Consider the following 18,504-nt stretch of genomic DNA (forward strand, 5'->3'; position numbering starts at 1 on the left):
CCCCCCCCCCATCACGGCGTCTGCAAGAACATGGCGTATCGTGCCGGGGCAGCCCCCATCCCGACCGTCCCCCGGAGGGGGAAGGAGCAAGAAAGGAGACCCCCATGGCACAGATCGGCAAGGCGCCCTGCGACGACACGCTGATCCTGCACGGAGCCAGGCCGCAGGAAGGCACCTGCCCCGAAGCCTCCAAGCCCTGGGTGCTGGCCGCCGCCATCGTCGGCTCCAGCATGGCCTTCATCGACGGCACCGTGGTCAACGTCGCGCTGCCGGCCATCCAGTCCGACCTGCATGCCACCGCGTTCCAGGCGCAGTGGGTGGTCGAGTCCTATGCCTTGCTGCTCGCCGCGCTGCTGCTGGTGGGCGGCGCGCTGGGTGACCTCTACGGGCGGCGCCGAATCTTCGCGATCGGCGTGGGCCTCTTCGCCTTGTCTTCGGTGGCGTGCGCGCTCGCGGGCAGCGTGCAGCAGCTCATTGCGGCGCGGGCGGTGCAGGGCATCGGCGGCGCGCTGCTGGTGCCGGGCAGCCTCGCGCTCATCAGCGCCGCCTTTCCCGAGAAGGAACGCGGCAAGGCCATCGGCACCTGGTCGGGCTTCAGCGGCATCACCGCGGCGGTGGGTCCGGTGCTCGGCGGTTTCCTGGTCGACCACTTCTCATGGACCTGGGCCTTCCTCATCAACCTGCCGATGGCGCTGCTGGTGCTGTGGATCGTGTGGCGCCATGTGCCGGAAAGCCGCGGCGCCTCGGCCGGCGGAGGGCTCGACATCTGGGGCGCGCTGCTCGCCACTGCCGGGCTGGGCGGCATCGTCTATGCCTTCATCGAGGCGCCGACGCAGGGCTGGCATGCACCGGCAGTGCTGGCTGCGCTGGCCGTCGGCGTGCTGGGCAGCGCGGGCTTCTTCTTCGCCGAGCGCAAGGTGCGCGCGCCCATGCTGCCGCTCGGGCTGCTGCGCATAGGCAATTTCAGCGGCGCCAACCTGCTGACGCTGCTGCTGTACGCGGCGCTGGGCGGCAGCCTGTATTTCTTTCCGCTCAACCTGATCCAGGTGCAGGGCTACTCGGCCACGGTGGCCGGCGCGGCGCTGCTGCCGTTCATCTTCATCATGTTCGCGCTCTCGGGCTGGGCGGGGCAACTGGTCGACCGGTTCGGGCCGCGCATTCCGCTGGTCGTCGGGCCATCGATCGCCGCCGTGGGCTTCGCGCTGTTCGCGCTGCCGGGCGTGGGCGCGAGCTACTGGAGCGGCTTCCTGCCGGCCGTGGTGGTGCTGGGGCTGGGCATGGCGGTGACGGTGGCGCCGCTCACGACCACGGTCATGAACGCGGTCGGCCCCGACCTGGCGGGCGTGGCCTCGGGGGTGAACAACGCGGTGTCGCGCGCGGCGGCGGTGCTGGCGATCGCGGTGTTCGGCGCGGTCATGGCGGCCGTGTTCGATGTGGCGCTGGCGGATCGGCTGCGCGAGATGGGAGCGTCGGCGCAGGTGTCGGCGTTCCTCGAGGGCGAGCGCAGCAAGCTGGCCGGCGCGGCGCTGCCGCCGGGTGTCGATGCGGCCACGGCGGCGGCGCTCAAGCGGGCCGTGGCCGAGTCTTTCGTGGCCGGGTTCCGGTGGGTGATGCTGCTGGGTGCGGGGCTGGCGGTGTTGAGCGCGGCCAGTGCCTGGGTGATGATCCGGCGCACGGAACCTTGAGCAAGGAGACAGTCCGGTGCAGGAAGAACAACACGTCGACGTATTGATCGTCGGCGCCGGCCTCTCGGGCATCGGTGCCGGCTATCACCTGCAGGCCAACTGCCCGGGGCGCAGCTACGCGATCCTCGAAGGGCGCGAGCGCAGCGGCGGCACCTGGGACCTGTTCCGCTACCCGGGCATCCGCTCGGACTCCGACATGTACACGCTCGGCTATTCGTTCCGGCCGTGGACGCAGGCCAAGTCCATTGCCGATGGCCCGTCGATCCTGAAGTACGTGCACGAGACGGCGCAGGCACATGGCATCGACCGGAAGATCCGTTTCGAACATCGCGTGGTGCGCGCCTCCTGGTCGACGCCTGAAGCACGGTGGTGGGTCGACATCGAGCGCGGCCCCGGGCGCGAGCGGCTTCGCATGAGCTGCAACTTCCTCTTCATGTGCAGCGGCTACTACAACTACACGGCCGGCTACACGCCGGAGTTCGCGGGCGCCGCCGACTACACCGGCCGCATCGTCCATCCGCAGCACTGGCCTGATGACCTGGACTACGCCGGCAAGCGCGTGGTCGTGATCGGCAGCGGCGCCACCGCCATGACGCTGGTGCCCGCGCTGGCAAAGACTGCCGCGCACGTCACGCTGCTGCAGCGCTCGCCGACCTACGTGGTGTCGCGCCCGGCCGAAGATCCGCTGGCCAACCGGTTGCGGCGCCTCTTGCCGGCACGCATGGCGTATGGCATCACGCGGTGGAAGAACGTGCTGCTGAGCATGCTGTTCTTTCGTCTTGCAAAGCGCAAGCCGCAGAGCATCAAGCGGATGATCCTGGGCGGCGTGCGCCAGGCGCTGGGGCCGGACTACGACATCGCCACGCACTTTACGCCGCGCTACAACCCGTGGGACCAGCGGCTGTGCCTCGTGCCGGATGGCGACCTGTTCGCGGCGCTGAAGGCGGGCCGGGCGTCGATGGTGACGGACCACATCGACCGCTTCACGCCGCGCGGCATACGGCTGGAATCGGGCAGGGAGCTGGAGGCCGACCTGATCGTCACCGCCACGGGTCTCGACCTGCAGGTGCTCGGCGGCGTCGCGCTCGATGTCGACGGCGTTCCCGTGGATCCCGCCGCGACCTTCAACTACAAGGGAATGATGTACAGCGACGTGCCCAACCTCGCGTTGTCGTTCGGCTACACGAATGCCTCGTGGACCCTGAAGTGCGACCTGACCTGCGAATACGTCTGCCGGCTGCTCAACCACATGGAGAGACACGGCTGGCGGCAATGCACGCCGCGCAATACAGACCCCGCGCTGGTGGCCGAGCCGTGGCTCGATTTTTCTTCAGGGTATGTGCAGCGCTCGATCGGCAAATTCCCGAAGCAGGGTTCGCGCGCGCCGTGGCGGCTGTACCAGAACTACGCGGGCGATCTGATGAGCCTGCGCTTCGGGTCGGTGGCGGATGGGGTGATGGAGTTTTCGAACCCGCGCAGGGGCGTCTAGGCCGCGGGCATGTGCGCGGGCGAGAGCAGTGTGTCGAGCTCCGCCCACAGCGGATCGCATTGCCCCGCCCTGAACGCTGCCGCCTTGAAGGTGGGGTGCTCGCCGTGATACGTCTCCCACAGCGTCCGGTGGCCGTCCGCCACGCAGGCCCGCACATTGGCAAGCCGGTCGGCTGCCTTCACCACAAGCGCCAGTTCTTCGTCGCCGGTCACTTTCGCCAGCGCCGCATAGGTCTTGGCCTTGCGCTCCTTGCGATTGGCGCCGGGCGCGTCGGTCAACAGCGCCACGCATCGGGCGACGAGGTCGCCGAAGCGCGATTGCACGTCGGCCACGGTGGCTTCGGTGTCTTCCACCACGTCATGCAGGAAGCCGACGACGCGTGCCTGCTCGCCGTAAGGCAAGAGCAGGGCGGCGACGGCGTCGAGGTGGTGCACGTACGGGTGCACGCCGTATTTCTGGTCGCCGTGCATCTCGACGGCATAGGCGCGGGCGGCTTCGGGTGTCGACGGGTTGGTCGTGGTCATGGGCGTCCTTTGGTTTTCCATTCTGCCTTCGTGCGCGGGCCGGCAGGCGTTGGCCGGGTTGACAGGGCGCACGCACCGCGTCGATATTGAACTCTCCGGTTCATCGTTGAAGCAAAGGAGACCCGCATGCAAAAGATCGTTCCCTGCCTATGGTTCGACCGCAACGGCGAAGACGCGCTGAAGTTCTACACCGGCATATTTCCGGACTCGCGCGTGACCGACAAACTGCTCTGGGGCGACACCAACCCCGCACTGAAGGGGCAACTGCTCACCGCGACCTTCGAACTCGAAGGCCAGGAGTTCATGGTGATCAACGGCGGGCCGCAATACAAGTTCACCCCGGCCATCTCGATGTACCTGCGGTGCAAGACCCAGGCCGAGGTCGACAACTACTGGAACAGGCTGCTCGAAGGCGGCGGCGAGCCGGTGCAGTGCGGCTGGCTCACCGACCGCTACGGCGTGTCCTGGCAGATCGTGCCCGACGGCCTGGTCCAGATGTTCCAGGACAAGGATGCGGCCAAGGCCGCGCGTGCGATGCAGGCGATGATGAAGATGGTCAAGCTCGACATCGCCGAGGTGCGCAAGGCCTACGACGGGGAGTGATCCGCCGCCGCCGTGGCCCTGCCGGCGGCTACACCAGCCGGTGGATCGCCTTCTTGCGCCAGACCAGCTGGTAGTACGCGGTCTGCAGCAGCAGCATCGCGCCGAAGGTTACGGGATAGGCGATCCAGATGCCGTCCAGTCCGATGCGGTGGCTCATGGCATACGCCACCGGCACCTCCACGCCCAGGATGCAGACGATGGAGATCAGCGTCGGCACCAGCACCGAGCCGCTGGCGCGCATGATCCCCGACAGCGCCGAAGCCATGCCGAAGATCACCAGGCTCCATAGCATGATGTGCAGCAGCGTCTGCGCGATCTCGAGCACCGGCTCGCTCGTGATGAAGAACGCCATCAAATGGCGCGAGAACAGGTAGCCCAGCACCACCAGGCTGCCGGTCAGCACGACGTTCATCAGCAGCGCAGTCTTGGCGATGTCGCCGAGCCGGTTGGCGCGGCCGGCGCCGATGGCCTGCGCGCCGAGGATCGACGCGGTGATGGCGATCGAGATGGCCGGGAACTGCACGTACGCCACCACCTGGTTCACCGCGCCGTAGGCGGCCGTGGCGCTGGAGCCGTAGCTGTTGACCATCGACAGCAGCACCACTTCGGCCAGCGCGACCACGATCATCTGCACGCCCGTGGGCACGCCGATCTTGAGCACCGCCTTCAGCAGCTGCGGCTGGATGCGCAGGTGGCGCAGGAACTCCGCGTCGGGCGCCAGCGGGCTCTTGCGCTGGCGCAGCCGGAAGCCGAGCCAGGTGGTCGCCACCGCGAACGAGAGCACCGAGGCCCAGGCGCCGCTCGCCACGCCCAGCTGCGGCAGGCCGCCCCAGCCGCGGATGAGCGCGGGCGTGACGACCAGCCCGATCAGCGTCGAGATCATCAGCGTGAGCAGCGGCGTGACGGTGTCCCCAACGCCGCGCAGCATGGCGGTGGCCAGCAGGAACACGAACACCCCCGGCATCGCGATCAGCATGATGCGGGCGTAGCGCGTGGAGTCGGCCAGCACGTCGGGCGGCGTGCCGAGCGAAGCCAGCATCGGCGTGGTGAAGGCGCCGCCGAACACGGCGATGACGAGGCCCGCCAGCACGCCCACGGTGAGCGTGGTGCCGGCCACGGCCTTGGCCTTGGCGGCGTCGCGCGCGCCCCAGGCCTGGCCGATCAGCACCGAGGCGCCGGCGCCCAGGCCGATGATGAAGGCGATGAAGAAGAACATCACCGGGAAGAAGCTCGACACGGCCGCCAGCGCGCTCACGCCGAGCATCTGCCCGACGTAGATGTTGTTGAGCGTGCCCGAAAGCGATTGCAGGATGTTGCTGAGCAACATCGGCGCAAGGAAGAAAAGAAAGACCTTCCACAAAGGCCGCGCGGCGCCGGCGGGCGCGACCGGCACGCCCTTCATGCCGCTGGGGCCCGTGGTGCCGGGGGCTTCAGTGGGTACTCTCATTCATGGCTCCAGCCGGGCGCGGACAGTTCCTGCAGGTAGGCGCGCAGGTCGGCGGGCCAGGGTTCGATCAGGTGGCCGAAACGTTGCTCCTCGCCGGCGAACAGGGCGCGCGTGGCTTCCTCGAAGCCGGGCAGGTTGCCTGCGATGGCGGTCATGACGCGATAGGTGGTTTCGCGCGTGGCGCGCACGACGTCCCGGTCGGCATGCACGCGGCGCGCTTCGTCGACCAGCTTGCGCAGCGCGACCGAGGCGCCGCCGGGCTGGCGGCCGAGCCAGTCCCAGTGTCGCGGCAGCAGCGTGACTTCGCGCGCGACCACGCCGAGCTTGGGGCGGCCGACGCCGCGTGGCGCTTCGTCGCGGTGTTCGGCTTCGGGGTCGGGCAGTTCGCGCAGGTCGAGGTCGAGCTGCGCACCGGTCTGGTCGTCGAACACGAGATAGGGTCCGGGGTCGTCGCGGCGACGAAGCTGGTCGAGCACTTCGGCTCGGGTGCCGCGTGCGATGCGCCGGAAATCGAAGAACACCGTGAGGATGGTGGGAGGGGTGTCTGGTGACATGCGGATGTTGTGTTTCCTGATTCCTGTCGAAAGAGGAGGCCGGGAGAAACGAGTTGCGTAATCTACCCGCTGCGGCGCCCACGTGTGCGCCGCGCTGTCCCTCCGGCATCTCTCATATCGCCCGCAGCGCGGCGTGGGCGTCGGACAACTGCCGCTGATCGATGGCGCGGAGCGCCTGCCTGCAGTGCGCCTCGACTGTGACGACCGCATCGCGCACCAGCTGCCGACCGCCGGAGCGAAGTGCGGCATGGCGGCGGTGGTCGGTGCCGGCACCGGTCGCGCGTTCGGCCAGGCCCGTTTTCTCGAGCAGCAGCATCCTGCGGATCAGCGCCGACATCGGCAGCCCGAGCGTGCGCGCCAGGTCTGCCATCGGCATGCGGCCTTGCTCCGCGCGCAACAACAGATAGAGGAGGGTGAAGTCGGCGAAATTCAAGCCGTGGAAAGCACCGAGGTCGTCGTCCAGCTTCAGCGCCAGACGGGCGTGGGCATGGCCGAGGTCCAGGCAGAAGGAGAGGGCGTCGGTGCTCATGGCTTGTTGTAGCCCTTCTCGCCGAAGCACTGCAGTTCCTCCTGCCAGAGCGCCAGCAGCTTTTCGAGCTCGGCCTTGCGATCGAAGGCGGGGTCGTCCTCGCGCTCCTTGACCCTGTCCATCACCTCGAAGCTGAAATGCGCCGCACCCTGCGCGGCCCAGTCCTGCCCCAGGGGCTTGCAGCGGTGGGAGCCCAAGCCGAGCTCGAAGCGCGCACGGTTCATGGCCCCCTCGACGTCGAGGCTGCCGGCCACGTAGACACGGCCGTTCACAGTGTTGCGCACGACGAAGACGCCTGCCGGGCGCACGGATTCCTTGTATTGGCGGCTCAGCGCACGCCTGCTTTCGGATGACAGGTTCATGCGCCGAATATTACCCGGATTAAATTAAGTCGGCAATAAACCCGGGTAAAACTAGATCAATCCTCCCTGAAGCGCCGCCATCCCCGCGCGATGCGTCCTTTGAGCGCGCGCACGATCCGCCACGGCCGGTTCTGCCGAACGACCGTGAGCACCCGGTCTTTCCAGGCTTTCCAGCGCGGATACCAGCGCGCGAACCACGGAATGCGCATCAGCGGCCGCTCGACCAGCTGGAAGATCCGCGCCACGATGGCCGTGCCTACCAGCTTGGCGAGCACCAGCACGGTGAGCGCGGTGGCGGCATGGCCGCGGCTGAAGAGGAAGAGCGCGAGCACCTTCACCGGCAGCAGCAACAGCACCGGCACGAAGAAGGCCAGCAGCGCGCCCCAGGGCGGCAGTTGGCGCAGCTGGTTTTCGAGGCGCGCCCAGAGGGGAAGCCGCGCGAGCCGAGCCATGAGCGCGGCCAGCGGCTCCCAGCCCCATTCCTCGAAAAGCAGCAGCGGAACGAGGAGCGCGGTGCCCAGGGCCCGAACAAGGGCACGGAGAACGCGCAGAAGGCTCGCGAAAGGTGTCATCCGCGAAGGTTAAGGCAAGGCGCGGCTCACGCGGCGCCTGCCGCCGACGCTACTTGCGCGTCGGCAGGAAGAACAGATATTCGCCGCGGCCCAGCTCCGGCGTCACCTCGTAGCCGGGGCACACGTCGCCTTCGCACTGGATGATGACGACGCGCGGCCAGATGGTCGCTGCCGTCGGGTAGCCGGGCATGTACTGCGGCACATGCCACACGCCCAGGTCGCCTACCGGCTGGGCCCTGTCGGTGCCGGGCGCGTTCTGCAGGCCGCTGCCCATGTTCATGCGCTGGATGCGCAGCGTGTCCAAGGGCGGCGGTGCGGCCGCCGCGGCTGTTGCCAGGCAACAGGCGGCCGTCCAGAGAAATACGGTCCTGGTCATCATGGACTCCGCGCGCTCACTGCGGGTACGCCGCTGATTGCGGCGCGGCGGCGATGTCGCCGACCGGCTCCGCCGACAGGATGCGCTGCGCGCGCAGGGCGGCCGCCACCTCATTGGCGTCGATGGCCGTCACCGTCGCGCTGGAGACCGGCATGGAGACCACGGCCGCAGGTTCGGCCGCAGCCACCGGAGGCGCGGCCGGCTGCACGACCGCGACGGGTGCTGGTGGCGGGGCGGTCACCGACGCCGGCGGTGCCATCGCCACAGGAGGCGTGGGCGCGGAAGCGACGGGGGCCACAGGGGCTGCGGGGCGCGTCGAGGAAACCGTGGGCGCGCCCGCCGACGAGGCTTGCGGGCCGTAGGCGCTCACGCGTTCGTCCGCTGTCATCGATTGCGGGCACTTGGTGCCGGTCATCTCCAGCGCCGCCTGGGCCGCCGGGTCCATGCAGTCCATTGCAAGCGATGCCGCCTTCATGCCCTTGTTCCAGAGCTCGCGGCTCATCTTCAGGCGCTTGCAGTGCTCGTCCGTCCAGGTGGTGCCGAAACTGAGGCCGACACCGGGCCCGTTGGCGCTCGCGCTGGTGCTGCCCATGCAGGTGTCGTTGCTGGTGGTGAGGTTGGGGCCGTTGACCGACGGCACGTTCTTGATCGTGTAACTGCCACCGTACTCGACACCCGTCGTGCCGCTGCTGTTGACGTTCTGGGTGCTCGTCACGCTCGATGTGGTGTTCGCGGGGCCGGAGAACGTCACGGCCTGGTTGTTGCCCTGGGCAGAGGTGGTGGCCGAGCTGCTCGAGCCGTTGTTCGCGCCGCCTGCCGTCGTCTGACCCATTGCCGCCGCCGAGACCGCCAGCAATGCGAGGAAAAGCAATTTTTTCATTTTCTCAACTCCTTTGAAGGCCGGGGGAGGGGCCGCAGCCCCTCCCCATTTCCGAGTCCAGCAAACGCTACATCTGAAGTTCAGGGTGCCGATGCGGTCGCGGTGGAGCCGGCCAGGCCGCCGGTGCCGCCACCGTTGCTGAAGGTGCCGGCGTTGCCGAGGTGGATGTTCGTCACGCCGAAGGAGCCGCCGGTCGAGCCTGCGGTGGCCGACGTGGTGGTGCCGTTGACGAAGCCGTTGACAGCGCCGGAGGAAGCGCTGTAGCCCGAGGTCGTGCCCGAAGTGCGGGTCACGATGGCCAGGCCGCCGCCAGGACCGGCAGCTGTCGCGGCCGTGTTGTTGGTGACCGAACTGGCGCTGCCGCCTGCACTGCCGCTGATGGGGTTCGAGCCGCCAGCGCTGTAGTTGGCGTTGGAAGCCGCGCCGGCATTGGCCGAAGCGTTGGCGCCGCCGATTGCGAGGCCGTTGCCCGTCGTCACGGCCATGCTGGTGACCGAGCCTTGCGTGGTTGCCGTGCCGCCGGCCGTTGCACCGCCGAGGCGGATGCCGGGGAAGCTGACTGCGCCGCCTGCTGCGTTGGCGCTGGCCGACGAGCTGGAATTGGCTGCGTTGTAGCTCAATGCACTGCCCGTGCCGGAACTGGCTGCCGTCGATCCAGCGGAGCTGGACGAGCCGGTGGACGTGCTTGTGGCGGCCAGTGCGGTCGTGCTGGTTGCCGAGGCAACGCTTCCAACCAGAACCACTGCGATGGCAATGAGAGTCTTCTTCATGATGCTTCCTCGAAAGTGTGTGAAACGAACCTGATCGCCGGACCATCCGGCTATCAACTAGCGGTCTGTGAACGCGGAATGAAATGTTTCCGTGGCGACCGGAGGGCAGTTTCAGCGTCGAGGAGGGATAGAAAAATGCCTCAGGCTGGGTAATGCGAGGCTATAGCGAAAGGAGTGGATGAGGCCTTGCGGAACAGGTGCCTGAAACCGCTTCCACATGCGACGGCAAACCCAAAAAATACAACTTTCGTTGGACACCGGAGCAGACTCGCAACAGAATGCAACCAAAGTAAACAAAAAAACTTAGTTCGAGATTTTGAGTAGAAATGAATTAACTTTTGGTCACGAACACGGTAGTCCATTTGTCACAAAGGGGTTGGAATGGAAAGCGAACTCGACATTTCATTGACAGACATCGGAACTGGGGCTAGGAAATATGCCACCCCCGGACAGTTCGGCGGGCTGCTCGCACCGTCCGCCGACACACTTCCATGGCCTGACTTTCTGACCGGTCAGGAGACCAAGCCGGTGCGGGTTCTTCTGGTCGACGACGACCCCTTCGTGAGACGCGTCATCGCACAGGAATTGCTGAGCGACCTGCGCATCCAGCTCGAAGGCCAGGCCGGCACCCTGCGCGAAGGACGGCGCCTGCTGATGCAGCATGAATTCGACGTGCTGATGGTGGACATCCGCCTCGGTGACGGCAGCGGATTCGAGCTGATCGAAGAGGCCAAGAAACACCGCAGCGCGGCCGAGATCATCGTCATCTCTGCGCTCGAGGACGAACCCCAAGTGCTGCACGCCTTCGAGCTCGGCGCATCGGGCTACCTGGTCAAGAACGCATGGTTCCAGAGCTATGCCCAGGCCGTGCTGCAGGTGGTCAACGGGGGCGCCGCCATCACCCCCCGGCTGGCCCGCCGGCTGCTCGTGCACCTCGATCACAAGCGCTCCAACGTCAACCCTGTGCGCCCGCCGGACAGCAAGGCGACGTTATCGGCACGGGAGCGCGAAGTGTTGCGACTTGTTGCGACAGGGTATGTCACCGAAGAGATCGCACTGCAGCTCACCATCAGTGCCCAGACGGTTAACGCCCACGTCAAGAACATCTACCGCAAGCTGCACGCACACACCCGGGCCCAGGCGGTGAGCTTCGCGTCCCACCGGGGCCTGCTCTAGGGGGCGCAATGCTCACGCCGCAGGTCTTTCACCTACCGCACTTCCTGGAAGACCAGTATGTGTGGCTGTCGATAGCCTCGTGGTGCACGCTGCTGACCTGGCTGTGGCCGCGCATTCCCCGCCGCCGGGTGCTCATGTGGGCCGGGCTGGCAGCGGCGATGCATCTCACACCGGTGACGGCGCAGGTGCTGCGGGCCACCTCCACCATCACCGTGATGGCGCACGACATGCCCGCCGCCTTCTGGGCGCTGCAGGCGCTCAACGTGGCGGTGCTGGGCGCGATCGTGAGCATCTGGTACTTCTCCCAGCGCCGCGTGGCGCGCGGCCGGCTGATGGACGCGGTGCTGGCCGAGCGCCGGCGCATCGCCAACGACCTGCACGACGGCGTCGGCTCCCGGCTGGTGGCGCTGCTGGCCAGCCAGGACCCGAAGGCCGCCACGGCCCCCGACAGCCTGTCGATGGCGCTGCAGGCCTGCCTGCTCGAACTCCAGATGACGGTGGACGACCTGGACGACCAGACCACCGCCACCGCCGTCGAGCGGCTGGCCCACCTGCGCTACCGGCTGCGGCCCGCCTTCGACAGGCTGGGTGTCGCCCTGGTATGGGACATCGCCGATGCGGCGCATGACCAGCCTCTGCCGCCTGAAGCCACGATGCAGATCTGCCGGGTGGCACAGGAGGCGCTTTCGAACGCACTGCGCCACTCGCAAGCGACACGCGTCGAACTGCATTTCGGGCTGCAAGTCACTCCCCGGCGCCTGGTGCTCGAGGTGCGCGACAACGGACGCGGCATCGGCGCCGCGGCCGGCCAGCGGCCGGAGCACCTCGGCAAGGGCCTGCGCAGCATGCATGCGCGCGCCGAAGCCATCGGAGGCGAACTGGTCGTGACCGATGTCGCGCCGCAAGGGCTCAGCGTGCGCCTGCTGGTGCCCTGCGAGCCCGGCAAGGAAGCCACGCAGGCCGGGAACCGGCCCGAGTCCGAAAGCATGCTGTAACACCCCCGCCGGGCCGGGCGGGCGGCCCGCATTCGCGCCTATGGCAAACTCCCGCGCTTTGCCAGGGACGCGCTCAAGACATGCAGAAAATCATTCGCCAGCTCGCCGCCGAAATCAAGGTCGGCGAGAACCAGGTGAAGGCCGCCGTCGAACTGCTCGACGGAGGCGCCACGGTTCCGTTCATCGCCCGCTACCGCAAGGAAGCCACCGACGGCCTCGACGACACGCAGCTGCGTGAGCTGGAAGCCCGCCTTTCCTACCTGCGCGAACTCGAAGACCGCCGCGTGGCGGTGCTCAAGGCCATCGACGAACAAGGCAAGCTGACCCCCGAGCTGCGTGCCGCGATCGAATTCGCGCCGACCAAGCAGGAGCTGGAAGACCTTTACCTGCCGTTCAAGCAGAAGCGCCGCACCAAGGGCCAGATCGCCCGCGAATTCGGCATCGAGCCCTTGGCCGACAAGCTGCTGACCGACCCCACGCTCGACCCCGCGGTGGAAGCCAAGGCCTTCCTGCAGCCTGCCACCACGCTGGACGACGGCAAGCCGGGTCCCGATTTCTCCACCGTGCCGCTCGTGCTCGACGGCGTGCGCGACATTCTTTCCGAGCGCTGGGCCGAAGACGCCGCCCTGGTGCAGGGCCTGCGCGAATGGCTGTGGGCCGAAGGCCTGCTCAAGTCCAGCCTGATGTCCGGCAAGGACGAGAACAACGCCGACGTGGCCAAGTTCCGCGACTACTTCGAGTACGACGAGCCCATCGGCCGCGTGCCGTCGCACCGTGCGCTGGCCGTGTTCCGCGGCCGCGCGCTCGACATCCTCGACGCCAAGCTGGTGCTGCCGGTCGAGCCCGAGCCGGGCAAGCCCAGCATCGCCGAAGGCCGCATCGCGCTGCACCTGGGCTGGAGCCATGCCGGCCGCCCGGCGGACGACCTGCTGCGCAAGTGCGTGGCCTGGACCTGGCGCGTCAAGCTGGCCCTGTCGACCGAGCGCGACCTGTTCACCCGCCTGCGCGAAGAGGCCGAGAAGGTCGCCATCAAGGTGTTCGCCGACAACCTGCGCGACCTGCTGCTGGCCGCGCCCGCCGGCCCGCGCGTCGTGATGGGCCTGGACCCCGGCATCCGCACCGGCGTGAAGGTGGCCGTGGTCGATTCCACCGGCAAGCTGGTCGAGACCGCCACCGTGTTCCCGCACGAGCCGCGCAAGGACTGGGAAGGCTCGCTGCATACGCTGGGCAAGCTGTGCGCCAAGCACGGCGTGAACCTGATCGCCATCGGCAACGGAACCGCCAGCCGCGAGACCGACAAGCTGGCCGCCGACCTCATCAAGCTGCTGGCCAGGATGGCCGCGCAGGCCGGCGCGCCCGAGATCAAGGTCGACAAGGTGGTGGTGAGCGAGGCCGGCGCCTCGGTGTATTCGGCCAGCGAATTCGCCTCGCAGGAAATGCCCGACGTCGACGTGAGCCTGCGCGGCGCCGCCTCCATCGCGCGGCGCCTGCAAGACCCCCTGGCCGAGCTCGTGAAGATCGACCCCAAGAGCATCGGCGTGGGCCAATACCAGCACGACGTGAACCAGAGCGAACTCGCCCGCACCCTGCAGGCCGTGGTCGAAGACTGCGTGAACTCGGTGGGCGTGGACCTGAACACCGCGAGCGTGCCGCTGCTCAGCCGCGTTTCGGGCCTGTCGGCCAGCGTGGCCAAGGCTGTGGTGCGCTGGCGCGAGGCCAACGGCGCCTTCGCCACCCGCAAGCAACTGCTGGACGTGACCGGCTTCGGCCCCAAGGCCTTCGAGCAGAGCGCGGGCTTCCTGCGCATTCGCGGCGGCACCGATCCGCTGGACGTGACCGGCGTGCACCCTGAAACCTATCCGCTGGTCGAGCAGATCATCGTGAAGACCGGCAAGCCCATCGCCGAGCTGATGGGCCGCGCCGAGATGCTCAAGACGCTGAAGCCCGAGCTGTTCGCCAATGAGAAATTCGGCGTCATCACGGTCAAGGACATCCTGGGCGAATTGGAGAAGCCCGGCCGCGACCCGCGCCCCGACTTCAAGGTGGCGCGCTTCAACGACGGCGTGGACGACATCGCCGACCTGAAGGAAGGCATGATCCTCGAGGGCACCGTGAGCAACGTGGCCCAGTTCGGCGCCTTCGTCGACCTCGGCGTGCACCAGGACGGCCTGGTCCACGTGAGCCAGCTGAGCCACAAGTTCGTGAACGACGCGCGCGAAGTCGTCAAGACCGGCGACATCGTCAAGGTCAAGGTGATGGAAGTGGACGTGGCGCGCAAGCGCATCGGCCTGTCGATGAAGCTCGATGCGGCGCCCGCGCGCCGCGACGGCCCGCGCGACAACCGCTTCGAAGGCGCGGGACGCGGCCAGCAGCAGCAAGGCCGCCGCGACAACTCGCCGCAGCCGGCAGGCCAGATGGCCAGCGCGTTCGCCAAGCTGCAGGGGCTGCGCAAGTAAGCAGAAGCCGAGTGAAATGCGCCTGTTAAACTAGTCATCTAACTAGTTTGATGGGTGGTTGTCATGAAAACCTGGCCGGTGCAGGACGCCAAGGCGCGTTTCAGCGAGTTCCTCGAGGCCTCCCTGGTCGAGGGGCCGCAAATGGTGACGAAGCGAGGCGCCGAGGTGGCCGTGCTCGTTCCGGCAGCGGAATGGCGGCGTTTGCATGCGACTGCCAAGCCGTCGCTCAAGGAGCTGCTTCTTTCGGCGGACGCACGCACCGAGTTCCTGGTCCCGCAACGGGGCGCCGCGCGCAGGCGCAGCGTCACTCCCATGCGCTGAGGCCGGCATGTACCTGCTGGACACGAACGTGATTTCCGAGCTTCGCCGGCCTCGTCCGCATGGGGCGGTACTCGAGTGGCTCACGCCTGTTGCAGACAGCGACCTTCATCTGGCGGCGGTGACGCTCGGAGAGATCCAGGCCGGCATCGAACTCACGCGCGAACAGGACGCTGCGAAGGCCAGCGAGATCGAACAATGGGCCTCGCTGGTCGCTGCGTCGTACAACGTGCTTCCCATGGACGCGGAGACCTTCAGGCTCTGGGCGAAACTGATGCATCGCAGCTCGAACACGCTGTACGAGGACGCGATGATTGCCGCCACGGCAAAGCAGCACGCGCTGACCGTGGTAACCCGCAACGTGAATGACTTCGCGGGGTTCGGTGTCGAAATACTCAATCCCTTCGAATACACGCGGGCATGAAAGCACTGCGCATCTACGCCGGCCCCGCGGGCCGCAAGCACATCGAGCAACACGGCCTGCGCCCGCAGGACGTGCGCACCATCCCCGGCGCGGCGGGTGGGCCCAAGGGCCTGATCCTCGGGCCGCTCGACCGCTTCATCTTCGGCCGCTGGCTCACGCGGAGCAGCCAGCAGGTGCACCTGGTGGGCGCCTCCATCGGCGCGTGGCGGCTGTCGACGGCCTGCCTGACGGACCCCGAGGCGGCGTTCCAGCGATTCGAGCACGACTACGTGCGCCAGCAGTTCGAGGTGCCGCCGGGGCAGAAGCGGCTCAGCCCGCGGCAGCTGAGCGAGCGCTTTGCCGAGAGCCTCGACGATTTCTACGGCGGACGCATCGCCGAGGTGCTGAACCATCCGCGCTACCGCCTGCACGTGGTGACGTCACGCGGGCGCCACATCCTCGGGCGCGAGGGCAGGGCGCGCACGCCGGTGGGCTACCTGGGTGCCTTTGCCACCAACAGCCTGCACCGCAAGGGGCTGGGCGCGTGGCTGGAGCGCTGCGTGTTTTCCACGCCGGGCGCGGCGCTGCCTTTCGGCACGCGGGACTTCCGCACGCGCCAGCATGCGCTGAGCGAAGCCAACTTCAACATGGTGCTGCAGGCCTCGTGCTCCATTCCGTTCCTGCTGGCGGCGGTGCACGACATTCCGGGCGCGCCGCGCGGCGCCTACTGGGACGGCGGCATCACCGACTACCACCTGCACCTGGACTACCAATCTGCACATGACGGGGCCGACGACGGCCTGGTGCTCTACCCGCATTTCCAGCAGGCGGTGGTGCCGGGCTGGCTCGACAAGGGGCTGCGCTGGCGCCACAAGGCCAGCGGCTTCCTCGACCGCATGGTGGTGCTCGCGCCCGACCCTGAATGGGTGAAGAAGCTGCCCAACGGCAAGCTGCCCGACCGCAAGGATTTCATCCGCTTCGCCAGCGACGCGCCGGCGCGCATCGCGGCCTGGAGCCAGGCCACGCGCGAGGCGCAGCGGCTGTCCGACGAGTTCGAGGACTGGCTTCAGCGCGACGGCGTGCCCGGGACGCTGCCGCTCTGATCCGCCGGCCCTGCCTGCCCGGCGAACGCCAGCGGCGCCGCGCAGTCGAGGATGTTCACTTCCACCCTGTCGCCCACTTTGGGCACCGGCCCGGCGGGCAGCCTTCCGGTGCCCAGCGAGCGCGAGCGCACGCCGCCGTTGCGGTAGCGCACGACGGCGTAAGGCGCATCGGGCCCGTCGCCGGTGCCGCAGTCGCGGTCGACCGTGCCCGCCAGATCGGCCGCGCGGCCCACGTCGACGACCTGCGCGGCGCGCCAGCCTGACGCGTGCGCTGCGTGGTCCAGAGAGTGGGCATCGAATGCGGTGCAGCCGCCGAGCGCGAGTGCGCACAGCACCACGGCGCGCGCAGCGGGCGTCACGGCGCCGACCCCGCAGCGGCGCCGATGGCCGCGGTGGCCTGGATCTCGACGCGGTATTCGGAGTCGATCAGCCTGGCCCCGACCGTGGCGCGCGCCGGCGTGTGGCCCGCGGGCACCCATTCGTCCCACACCGAGTTCATGGCCTCGTAGTCGCCCACGGTGCGCAGGTAGATGGTGACGCTCACCAGGTCCTTGCGGGTGGCGCCCTGCGTGGCGAGCATGTCGTCGATGTGGTGCAGGATCTCGCGCATCTGGCCCGTGATGTCGAGCGACGGGTTTTCCGCCACCTGGCCCGACAGATAGATCAGGCGGGCGGTGCCCAGGTCGACGGTCACCATCTCGCTGAAGCGGGGACCCATCTCATGGCGAATGATGTTCATGGCAATGCGGGTTTCGATGCGGGGAAGGGAGCGGAGGACGAAGAAGAATCGGCAAGCCGCGCAGGCGGTGCGTTCCACCAGCCGCCGCCCAGCGCCTGGAAGAGCGCCGCCGCATCCGTCAGCCGGAGCGTGCGCGCCTGCACGAGGTTGAGCTGCGCCTGTTGCTCGGCCTGCTGGGCGATGCGCAGCGCCAGCGGGCTGGCGTCGCCCAGCCGCACCTGCGTGCGCGTGCGCGCCAGGCTCTGCGATGCGGTGCGCTCGGCCTTCAGGGCCGCCTGCAGCGCGCGGGTGTCCGCGTCGATGGCTTCGAGCGCATTGGCCACGTCCTGGAAGGCGCTCAGCACCGTGGCGCGGTACTGCGCTGCCGCCTGGTCGAACGAAGCGCGGGCGGCCGCTTCGCGGTGCTTGAGCGCACCGCCGTCGAACACCGTCTGCGTCACGTTGCCCGCCAGACTCCAGAACAGCGACGACGACTTGAAGAGCTGCGACAGCGTGTAGGCCGACGATCCGTAGCTCGCGCCCAGCGTCACATTGGGCAGCCGCGCGGCCACCGCCACGCCGATGGCGGCGCTGGCGGCCTGCAGCTGCGCCTCTGCGGCGCGCACGTCGGGTCGGTGCTCGACCAGCGTGGACGGCAGCGTTTGCGGCAGTTCTCCGGGCAGCTGCAGCGCGTCGAGCTCGAAATGCGCCGCCACGCCTTCGCTGGGATAGCGGCCGGCCAGCGTGGCCAGCAGGTTGCGCTGCTGCGCCAGTTGCTTGTCGATCGGGGGCAGGGTGGCCTCGGTGGCGGCCAGCGAGGCTTCCTGTGCGTCCACGTCGGCCACCGCGACCTGGCCCAGGCCCAGTTGCTTGCGGTAGGCCTGCAGCACTTCCTTCTGGTCCGCGATGATCGCCAGCGTGGCGCGCTGCTGGGCGCGCAGCGAGGCTTCGGTGATTGCCGCCGCCACCACGTTGCTGCTCAGCGAGAGCCTGGCGGCCAGCGTCTGGAAGCGCTGCTGCTCGGTCTGCGCCTGCGCACCTTCGACCTGCCGGCGCGTGGCGCCGAACACGTCGGGCGTATAGGACACGGTCACCTGCGCCGTGTGCAGCGTGTAGAGGTTCGCGTTCGACGACACCGGGCTCGCCACCGCGCCGGCCACGCGCTGCCGGGTGGGCGAGTAGCCCAGCGCCACGCTCGGCCAGAAGGCGGCGCGGTCGGCGGCCTCGTTCTCCTGCGCCACGCGCAGCGCGGCATCGGCGGCCTCGATGGTCGGGTTGCCGGCCAGGCTCTGCGCCACCAGCGCATTCAGCGGTTCCGAGCGAAAGGCCTGCCACCACTGGGCCGGCACGTCGAGCTCGGGCGAGAAGCGGGGCAGCGGCACGCCCTCGGCTTCGGTGCTGCCGGCGGGCGCGGATGTGTACTGCGCCGGCAGGTTCAGCGGCGGACGCGCATAGTCGGGCCCTGCCGCGCAGCCGGCCAGCAGCAGCGCGATGCCGGCCGCCACGGGCATTGCAAGGCTTGTCTTCTTGGTCATGATTTTTTT

Annotated in this window: 21 protein-coding genes; 9 read left to right on the plus strand and 12 right to left on the minus strand. The window is 68.3% G+C overall.

Annotated elements, in window-relative coordinates; all coding sequences use genetic code 11:
* The first annotated feature begins 104 nt into the window (after positions 1–104).
* Together AC1RVW_RS00360 and AC1RVW_RS00365 are read left to right on the plus strand one after the other, a co-directional pair.
* Positions 105–1,685, plus strand: coding sequence for an MFS transporter (locus AC1RVW_RS00360; RefSeq protein WP_493197311.1), 1,581 nt, complete (start codon positions 105–107; stop codon positions 1,683–1,685).
* Positions 1,686–1,701: 16 nt separating this feature from the next.
* The gene (locus AC1RVW_RS00365) at positions 1,702–3,174 is read left to right on the plus strand and encodes a flavin-containing monooxygenase (protein WP_493197313.1); all 1,473 of its coding nucleotides are present in this window, start codon (positions 1,702–1,704) and stop codon (positions 3,172–3,174) included.
* On the opposite strand, the gene AC1RVW_RS00370 is transcribed toward AC1RVW_RS00365, so the two are convergent.
* On the minus strand, positions 3,171–3,698 hold the full coding sequence (locus AC1RVW_RS00370) for an HD domain-containing protein (RefSeq protein ID WP_493197315.1): 528 nt from the start codon (positions 3,696–3,698) through the stop codon (positions 3,171–3,173). The genes AC1RVW_RS00365 and AC1RVW_RS00370 overlap by 4 nt on opposite strands.
* A 126-nt stretch (positions 3,699–3,824) precedes the next feature.
* Between AC1RVW_RS00370 and AC1RVW_RS00375 the strand changes: the two genes are divergently transcribed.
* Positions 3,825–4,301 carry a VOC family protein gene (locus AC1RVW_RS00375; protein WP_493197317.1) on the plus strand — a complete coding sequence of 159 codons (477 nt, stop codon included), beginning with the start codon at positions 3,825–3,827 and terminating at the stop codon, positions 4,299–4,301.
* 28 nt (positions 4,302–4,329) lie between these two features.
* Here AC1RVW_RS00375 and AC1RVW_RS00380 read toward each other — a convergent pair whose 3' ends face one another.
* The 8 genes from AC1RVW_RS00380 to AC1RVW_RS00415 all read right to left on the minus strand — a co-directional run bounded on the left by AC1RVW_RS00380 (position 4,330) and on the right by AC1RVW_RS00415 (position 9,791).
* On the minus strand, positions 4,330–5,703 hold the full coding sequence (locus AC1RVW_RS00380; RefSeq protein WP_172839892.1) for an MATE family efflux transporter: 1,374 nt from the start codon (positions 5,701–5,703) through the stop codon (positions 4,330–4,332).
* A gap of 41 nt (positions 5,704–5,744) precedes the next feature.
* Positions 5,745–6,302, minus strand: coding sequence for a DUF2239 family protein (locus AC1RVW_RS00385; RefSeq protein ID WP_106934462.1), 558 nt, complete (start codon positions 6,300–6,302; stop codon positions 5,745–5,747).
* 112 nt (positions 6,303–6,414) lie between these two features.
* Entirely contained in the window at positions 6,415–6,831 is a 417-nt protein-coding gene (locus tag AC1RVW_RS00390; protein ID WP_493197319.1) for an AsnC family transcriptional regulator, read from the minus strand.
* Positions 6,828–7,193, minus strand: a complete 366-nt coding sequence (locus tag AC1RVW_RS00395; RefSeq protein WP_493197321.1) for a GIY-YIG nuclease family protein — start codon at positions 7,191–7,193, stop codon at positions 6,828–6,830. Before AC1RVW_RS00395 ends, AC1RVW_RS00390 begins: the two co-directional genes overlap by 4 nt.
* Before the next feature lie 56 nt (positions 7,194–7,249).
* Entirely contained in the window at positions 7,250–7,765 is a 516-nt protein-coding gene (locus AC1RVW_RS00400; protein WP_493197323.1) for a hypothetical protein, read from the minus strand.
* A 49-nt stretch (positions 7,766–7,814) separates the two neighbouring features.
* Positions 7,815–8,141: a hypothetical protein gene (locus AC1RVW_RS00405; RefSeq protein ID WP_081269552.1), complete on the minus strand. Its 327-nt coding sequence runs from the start codon at positions 8,139–8,141 to the stop codon at positions 7,815–7,817.
* A gap of 16 nt (positions 8,142–8,157) precedes the next feature.
* Positions 8,158–9,021 carry a hypothetical protein gene (locus AC1RVW_RS00410; RefSeq protein WP_493197325.1) on the minus strand — a complete coding sequence of 288 codons (864 nt, stop codon included), beginning with the start codon at positions 9,019–9,021 and terminating at the stop codon, positions 8,158–8,160.
* 80 nt (positions 9,022–9,101) lie between these two features.
* Entirely contained in the window at positions 9,102–9,791 is a 690-nt protein-coding gene (locus AC1RVW_RS00415; protein ID WP_081269500.1) for a hypothetical protein, read from the minus strand.
* Between the two features lie 381 nt (positions 9,792–10,172).
* Between AC1RVW_RS00415 and AC1RVW_RS00420 the strand changes: the two genes are divergently transcribed.
* The 6 genes from AC1RVW_RS00420 (at position 10,173) to AC1RVW_RS00445 (ending at position 16,242) form a co-directional block, all read left to right on the plus strand.
* The gene (locus AC1RVW_RS00420; protein WP_081269501.1) at positions 10,173–10,967 is read left to right on the plus strand and encodes a LuxR C-terminal-related transcriptional regulator; all 795 of its coding nucleotides are present in this window, start codon (positions 10,173–10,175) and stop codon (positions 10,965–10,967) included.
* A gap of 8 nt (positions 10,968–10,975) precedes the next feature.
* On the plus strand, positions 10,976–11,962 hold the full coding sequence (locus AC1RVW_RS00425) for a sensor histidine kinase (protein WP_493197328.1): 987 nt from the start codon (positions 10,976–10,978) through the stop codon (positions 11,960–11,962).
* Between the two features lie 80 nt (positions 11,963–12,042).
* Positions 12,043–14,418 carry a Tex family protein gene (locus AC1RVW_RS00430; protein ID WP_493197330.1) on the plus strand — a complete coding sequence of 792 codons (2,376 nt, stop codon included), beginning with the start codon at positions 12,043–12,045 and terminating at the stop codon, positions 14,416–14,418.
* A gap of 63 nt (positions 14,419–14,481) precedes the next feature.
* On the plus strand, positions 14,482–14,739 hold the full coding sequence (locus AC1RVW_RS00435; RefSeq protein WP_081269504.1) for a type II toxin-antitoxin system Phd/YefM family antitoxin: 258 nt from the start codon (positions 14,482–14,484) through the stop codon (positions 14,737–14,739).
* 7 nt (positions 14,740–14,746) lie between these two features.
* Positions 14,747–15,160, plus strand: a complete 414-nt coding sequence (locus AC1RVW_RS00440) for a type II toxin-antitoxin system VapC family toxin (protein WP_493197332.1) — start codon at positions 14,747–14,749, stop codon at positions 15,158–15,160.
* The gene (locus AC1RVW_RS00445; RefSeq protein ID WP_493197334.1) at positions 15,157–16,242 is read left to right on the plus strand and encodes a phospholipase; all 1,086 of its coding nucleotides are present in this window, start codon (positions 15,157–15,159) and stop codon (positions 16,240–16,242) included. The genes AC1RVW_RS00440 and AC1RVW_RS00445 overlap by 4 nt, the downstream gene beginning before the upstream one ends.
* Here the strand turns inward: AC1RVW_RS00445 and AC1RVW_RS00450 are convergent.
* From AC1RVW_RS00450 to AC1RVW_RS00460, 3 genes are read right to left on the minus strand one after another with little or no spacing between them, the layout of a single operon-like run.
* Positions 16,206–16,601, minus strand: coding sequence for a hypothetical protein (locus AC1RVW_RS00450; protein ID WP_285410528.1), 396 nt, complete (start codon positions 16,599–16,601; stop codon positions 16,206–16,208). The two genes, AC1RVW_RS00445 and AC1RVW_RS00450, sit on opposite strands and share 37 nt — an antisense overlap.
* The gene (locus AC1RVW_RS00455; protein WP_285410527.1) at positions 16,598–16,981 is read right to left on the minus strand and encodes a RidA family protein; all 384 of its coding nucleotides are present in this window, start codon (positions 16,979–16,981) and stop codon (positions 16,598–16,600) included. The genes AC1RVW_RS00450 and AC1RVW_RS00455 overlap by 4 nt, the downstream gene beginning before the upstream one ends.
* Complete coding sequence (locus AC1RVW_RS00460) at positions 16,978–18,495, minus strand: efflux transporter outer membrane subunit (protein WP_493197336.1); 1,518 nt, start codon at positions 18,493–18,495, stop codon at positions 16,978–16,980. The genes AC1RVW_RS00455 and AC1RVW_RS00460 overlap by 4 nt, the downstream gene beginning before the upstream one ends.
* Between the last annotated feature and the right edge of the window lie 9 nt (positions 18,496–18,504).

It is taken from the genome of Variovorax sp. MPBD4-3, from assembly GCF_058809745.1.

What these genes read in the sequence shown, in the direction of transcription:
- AC1RVW_RS00385 (WP_106934462.1), bottom strand. Translation starts at nt 6,302, where the DNA reads ATGTCACCAGACACCCCTCCCACCATCCTCACGGTGTTCTTCGATTTC.
- AC1RVW_RS00435 (WP_081269504.1), top strand. Translation starts at nt 14,482, where the DNA reads ATGAAAACCTGGCCGGTGCAGGACGCCAAGGCGCGTTTCAGCGAGTTC.
- AC1RVW_RS00425 (WP_493197328.1), top strand. Translation starts at nt 10,976, where the DNA reads ATGCTCACGCCGCAGGTCTTTCACCTACCGCACTTCCTGGAAGACCAG.
- AC1RVW_RS00390 (WP_493197319.1), bottom strand. Translation starts at nt 6,831, where the DNA reads ATGAGCACCGACGCCCTCTCCTTCTGCCTGGACCTCGGCCATGCCCAC.
- AC1RVW_RS00440 (WP_493197332.1), top strand. Translation starts at nt 14,747, where the DNA reads ATGTACCTGCTGGACACGAACGTGATTTCCGAGCTTCGCCGGCCTCGT.
- AC1RVW_RS00420 (WP_081269501.1), top strand. Translation starts at nt 10,173, where the DNA reads ATGGAAAGCGAACTCGACATTTCATTGACAGACATCGGAACTGGGGCT.
- AC1RVW_RS00370 (WP_493197315.1), bottom strand. Translation starts at nt 3,698, where the DNA reads ATGACCACGACCAACCCGTCGACACCCGAAGCCGCCCGCGCCTATGCC.
- AC1RVW_RS00455 (WP_285410527.1), bottom strand. Translation starts at nt 16,981, where the DNA reads ATGAACATCATTCGCCATGAGATGGGTCCCCGCTTCAGCGAGATGGTG.
- AC1RVW_RS00400 (WP_493197323.1), bottom strand. Translation starts at nt 7,765, where the DNA reads ATGACACCTTTCGCGAGCCTTCTGCGCGTTCTCCGTGCCCTTGTTCGG.
- AC1RVW_RS00360 (WP_493197311.1), top strand. Translation starts at nt 105, where the DNA reads ATGGCACAGATCGGCAAGGCGCCCTGCGACGACACGCTGATCCTGCAC.
- AC1RVW_RS00380 (WP_172839892.1), bottom strand. Translation starts at nt 5,703, where the DNA reads ATGAAGGGCGTGCCGGTCGCGCCCGCCGGCGCCGCGCGGCCTTTGTGG.
- AC1RVW_RS00375 (WP_493197317.1), top strand. Translation starts at nt 3,825, where the DNA reads ATGCAAAAGATCGTTCCCTGCCTATGGTTCGACCGCAACGGCGAAGAC.
- AC1RVW_RS00415 (WP_081269500.1), bottom strand. Translation starts at nt 9,791, where the DNA reads ATGAAGAAGACTCTCATTGCCATCGCAGTGGTTCTGGTTGGAAGCGTT.
- AC1RVW_RS00395 (WP_493197321.1), bottom strand. Translation starts at nt 7,193, where the DNA reads ATGAACCTGTCATCCGAAAGCAGGCGTGCGCTGAGCCGCCAATACAAG.
- AC1RVW_RS00430 (WP_493197330.1), top strand. Translation starts at nt 12,043, where the DNA reads ATGCAGAAAATCATTCGCCAGCTCGCCGCCGAAATCAAGGTCGGCGAG.
- AC1RVW_RS00405 (WP_081269552.1), bottom strand. Translation starts at nt 8,141, where the DNA reads ATGACCAGGACCGTATTTCTCTGGACGGCCGCCTGTTGCCTGGCAACA.
- AC1RVW_RS00410 (WP_493197325.1), bottom strand. Translation starts at nt 9,021, where the DNA reads ATGAAAAAATTGCTTTTCCTCGCATTGCTGGCGGTCTCGGCGGCGGCA.
- AC1RVW_RS00460 (WP_493197336.1), bottom strand. Translation starts at nt 18,495, where the DNA reads ATGACCAAGAAGACAAGCCTTGCAATGCCCGTGGCGGCCGGCATCGCG.
- AC1RVW_RS00445 (WP_493197334.1), top strand. Translation starts at nt 15,157, where the DNA reads ATGAAAGCACTGCGCATCTACGCCGGCCCCGCGGGCCGCAAGCACATC.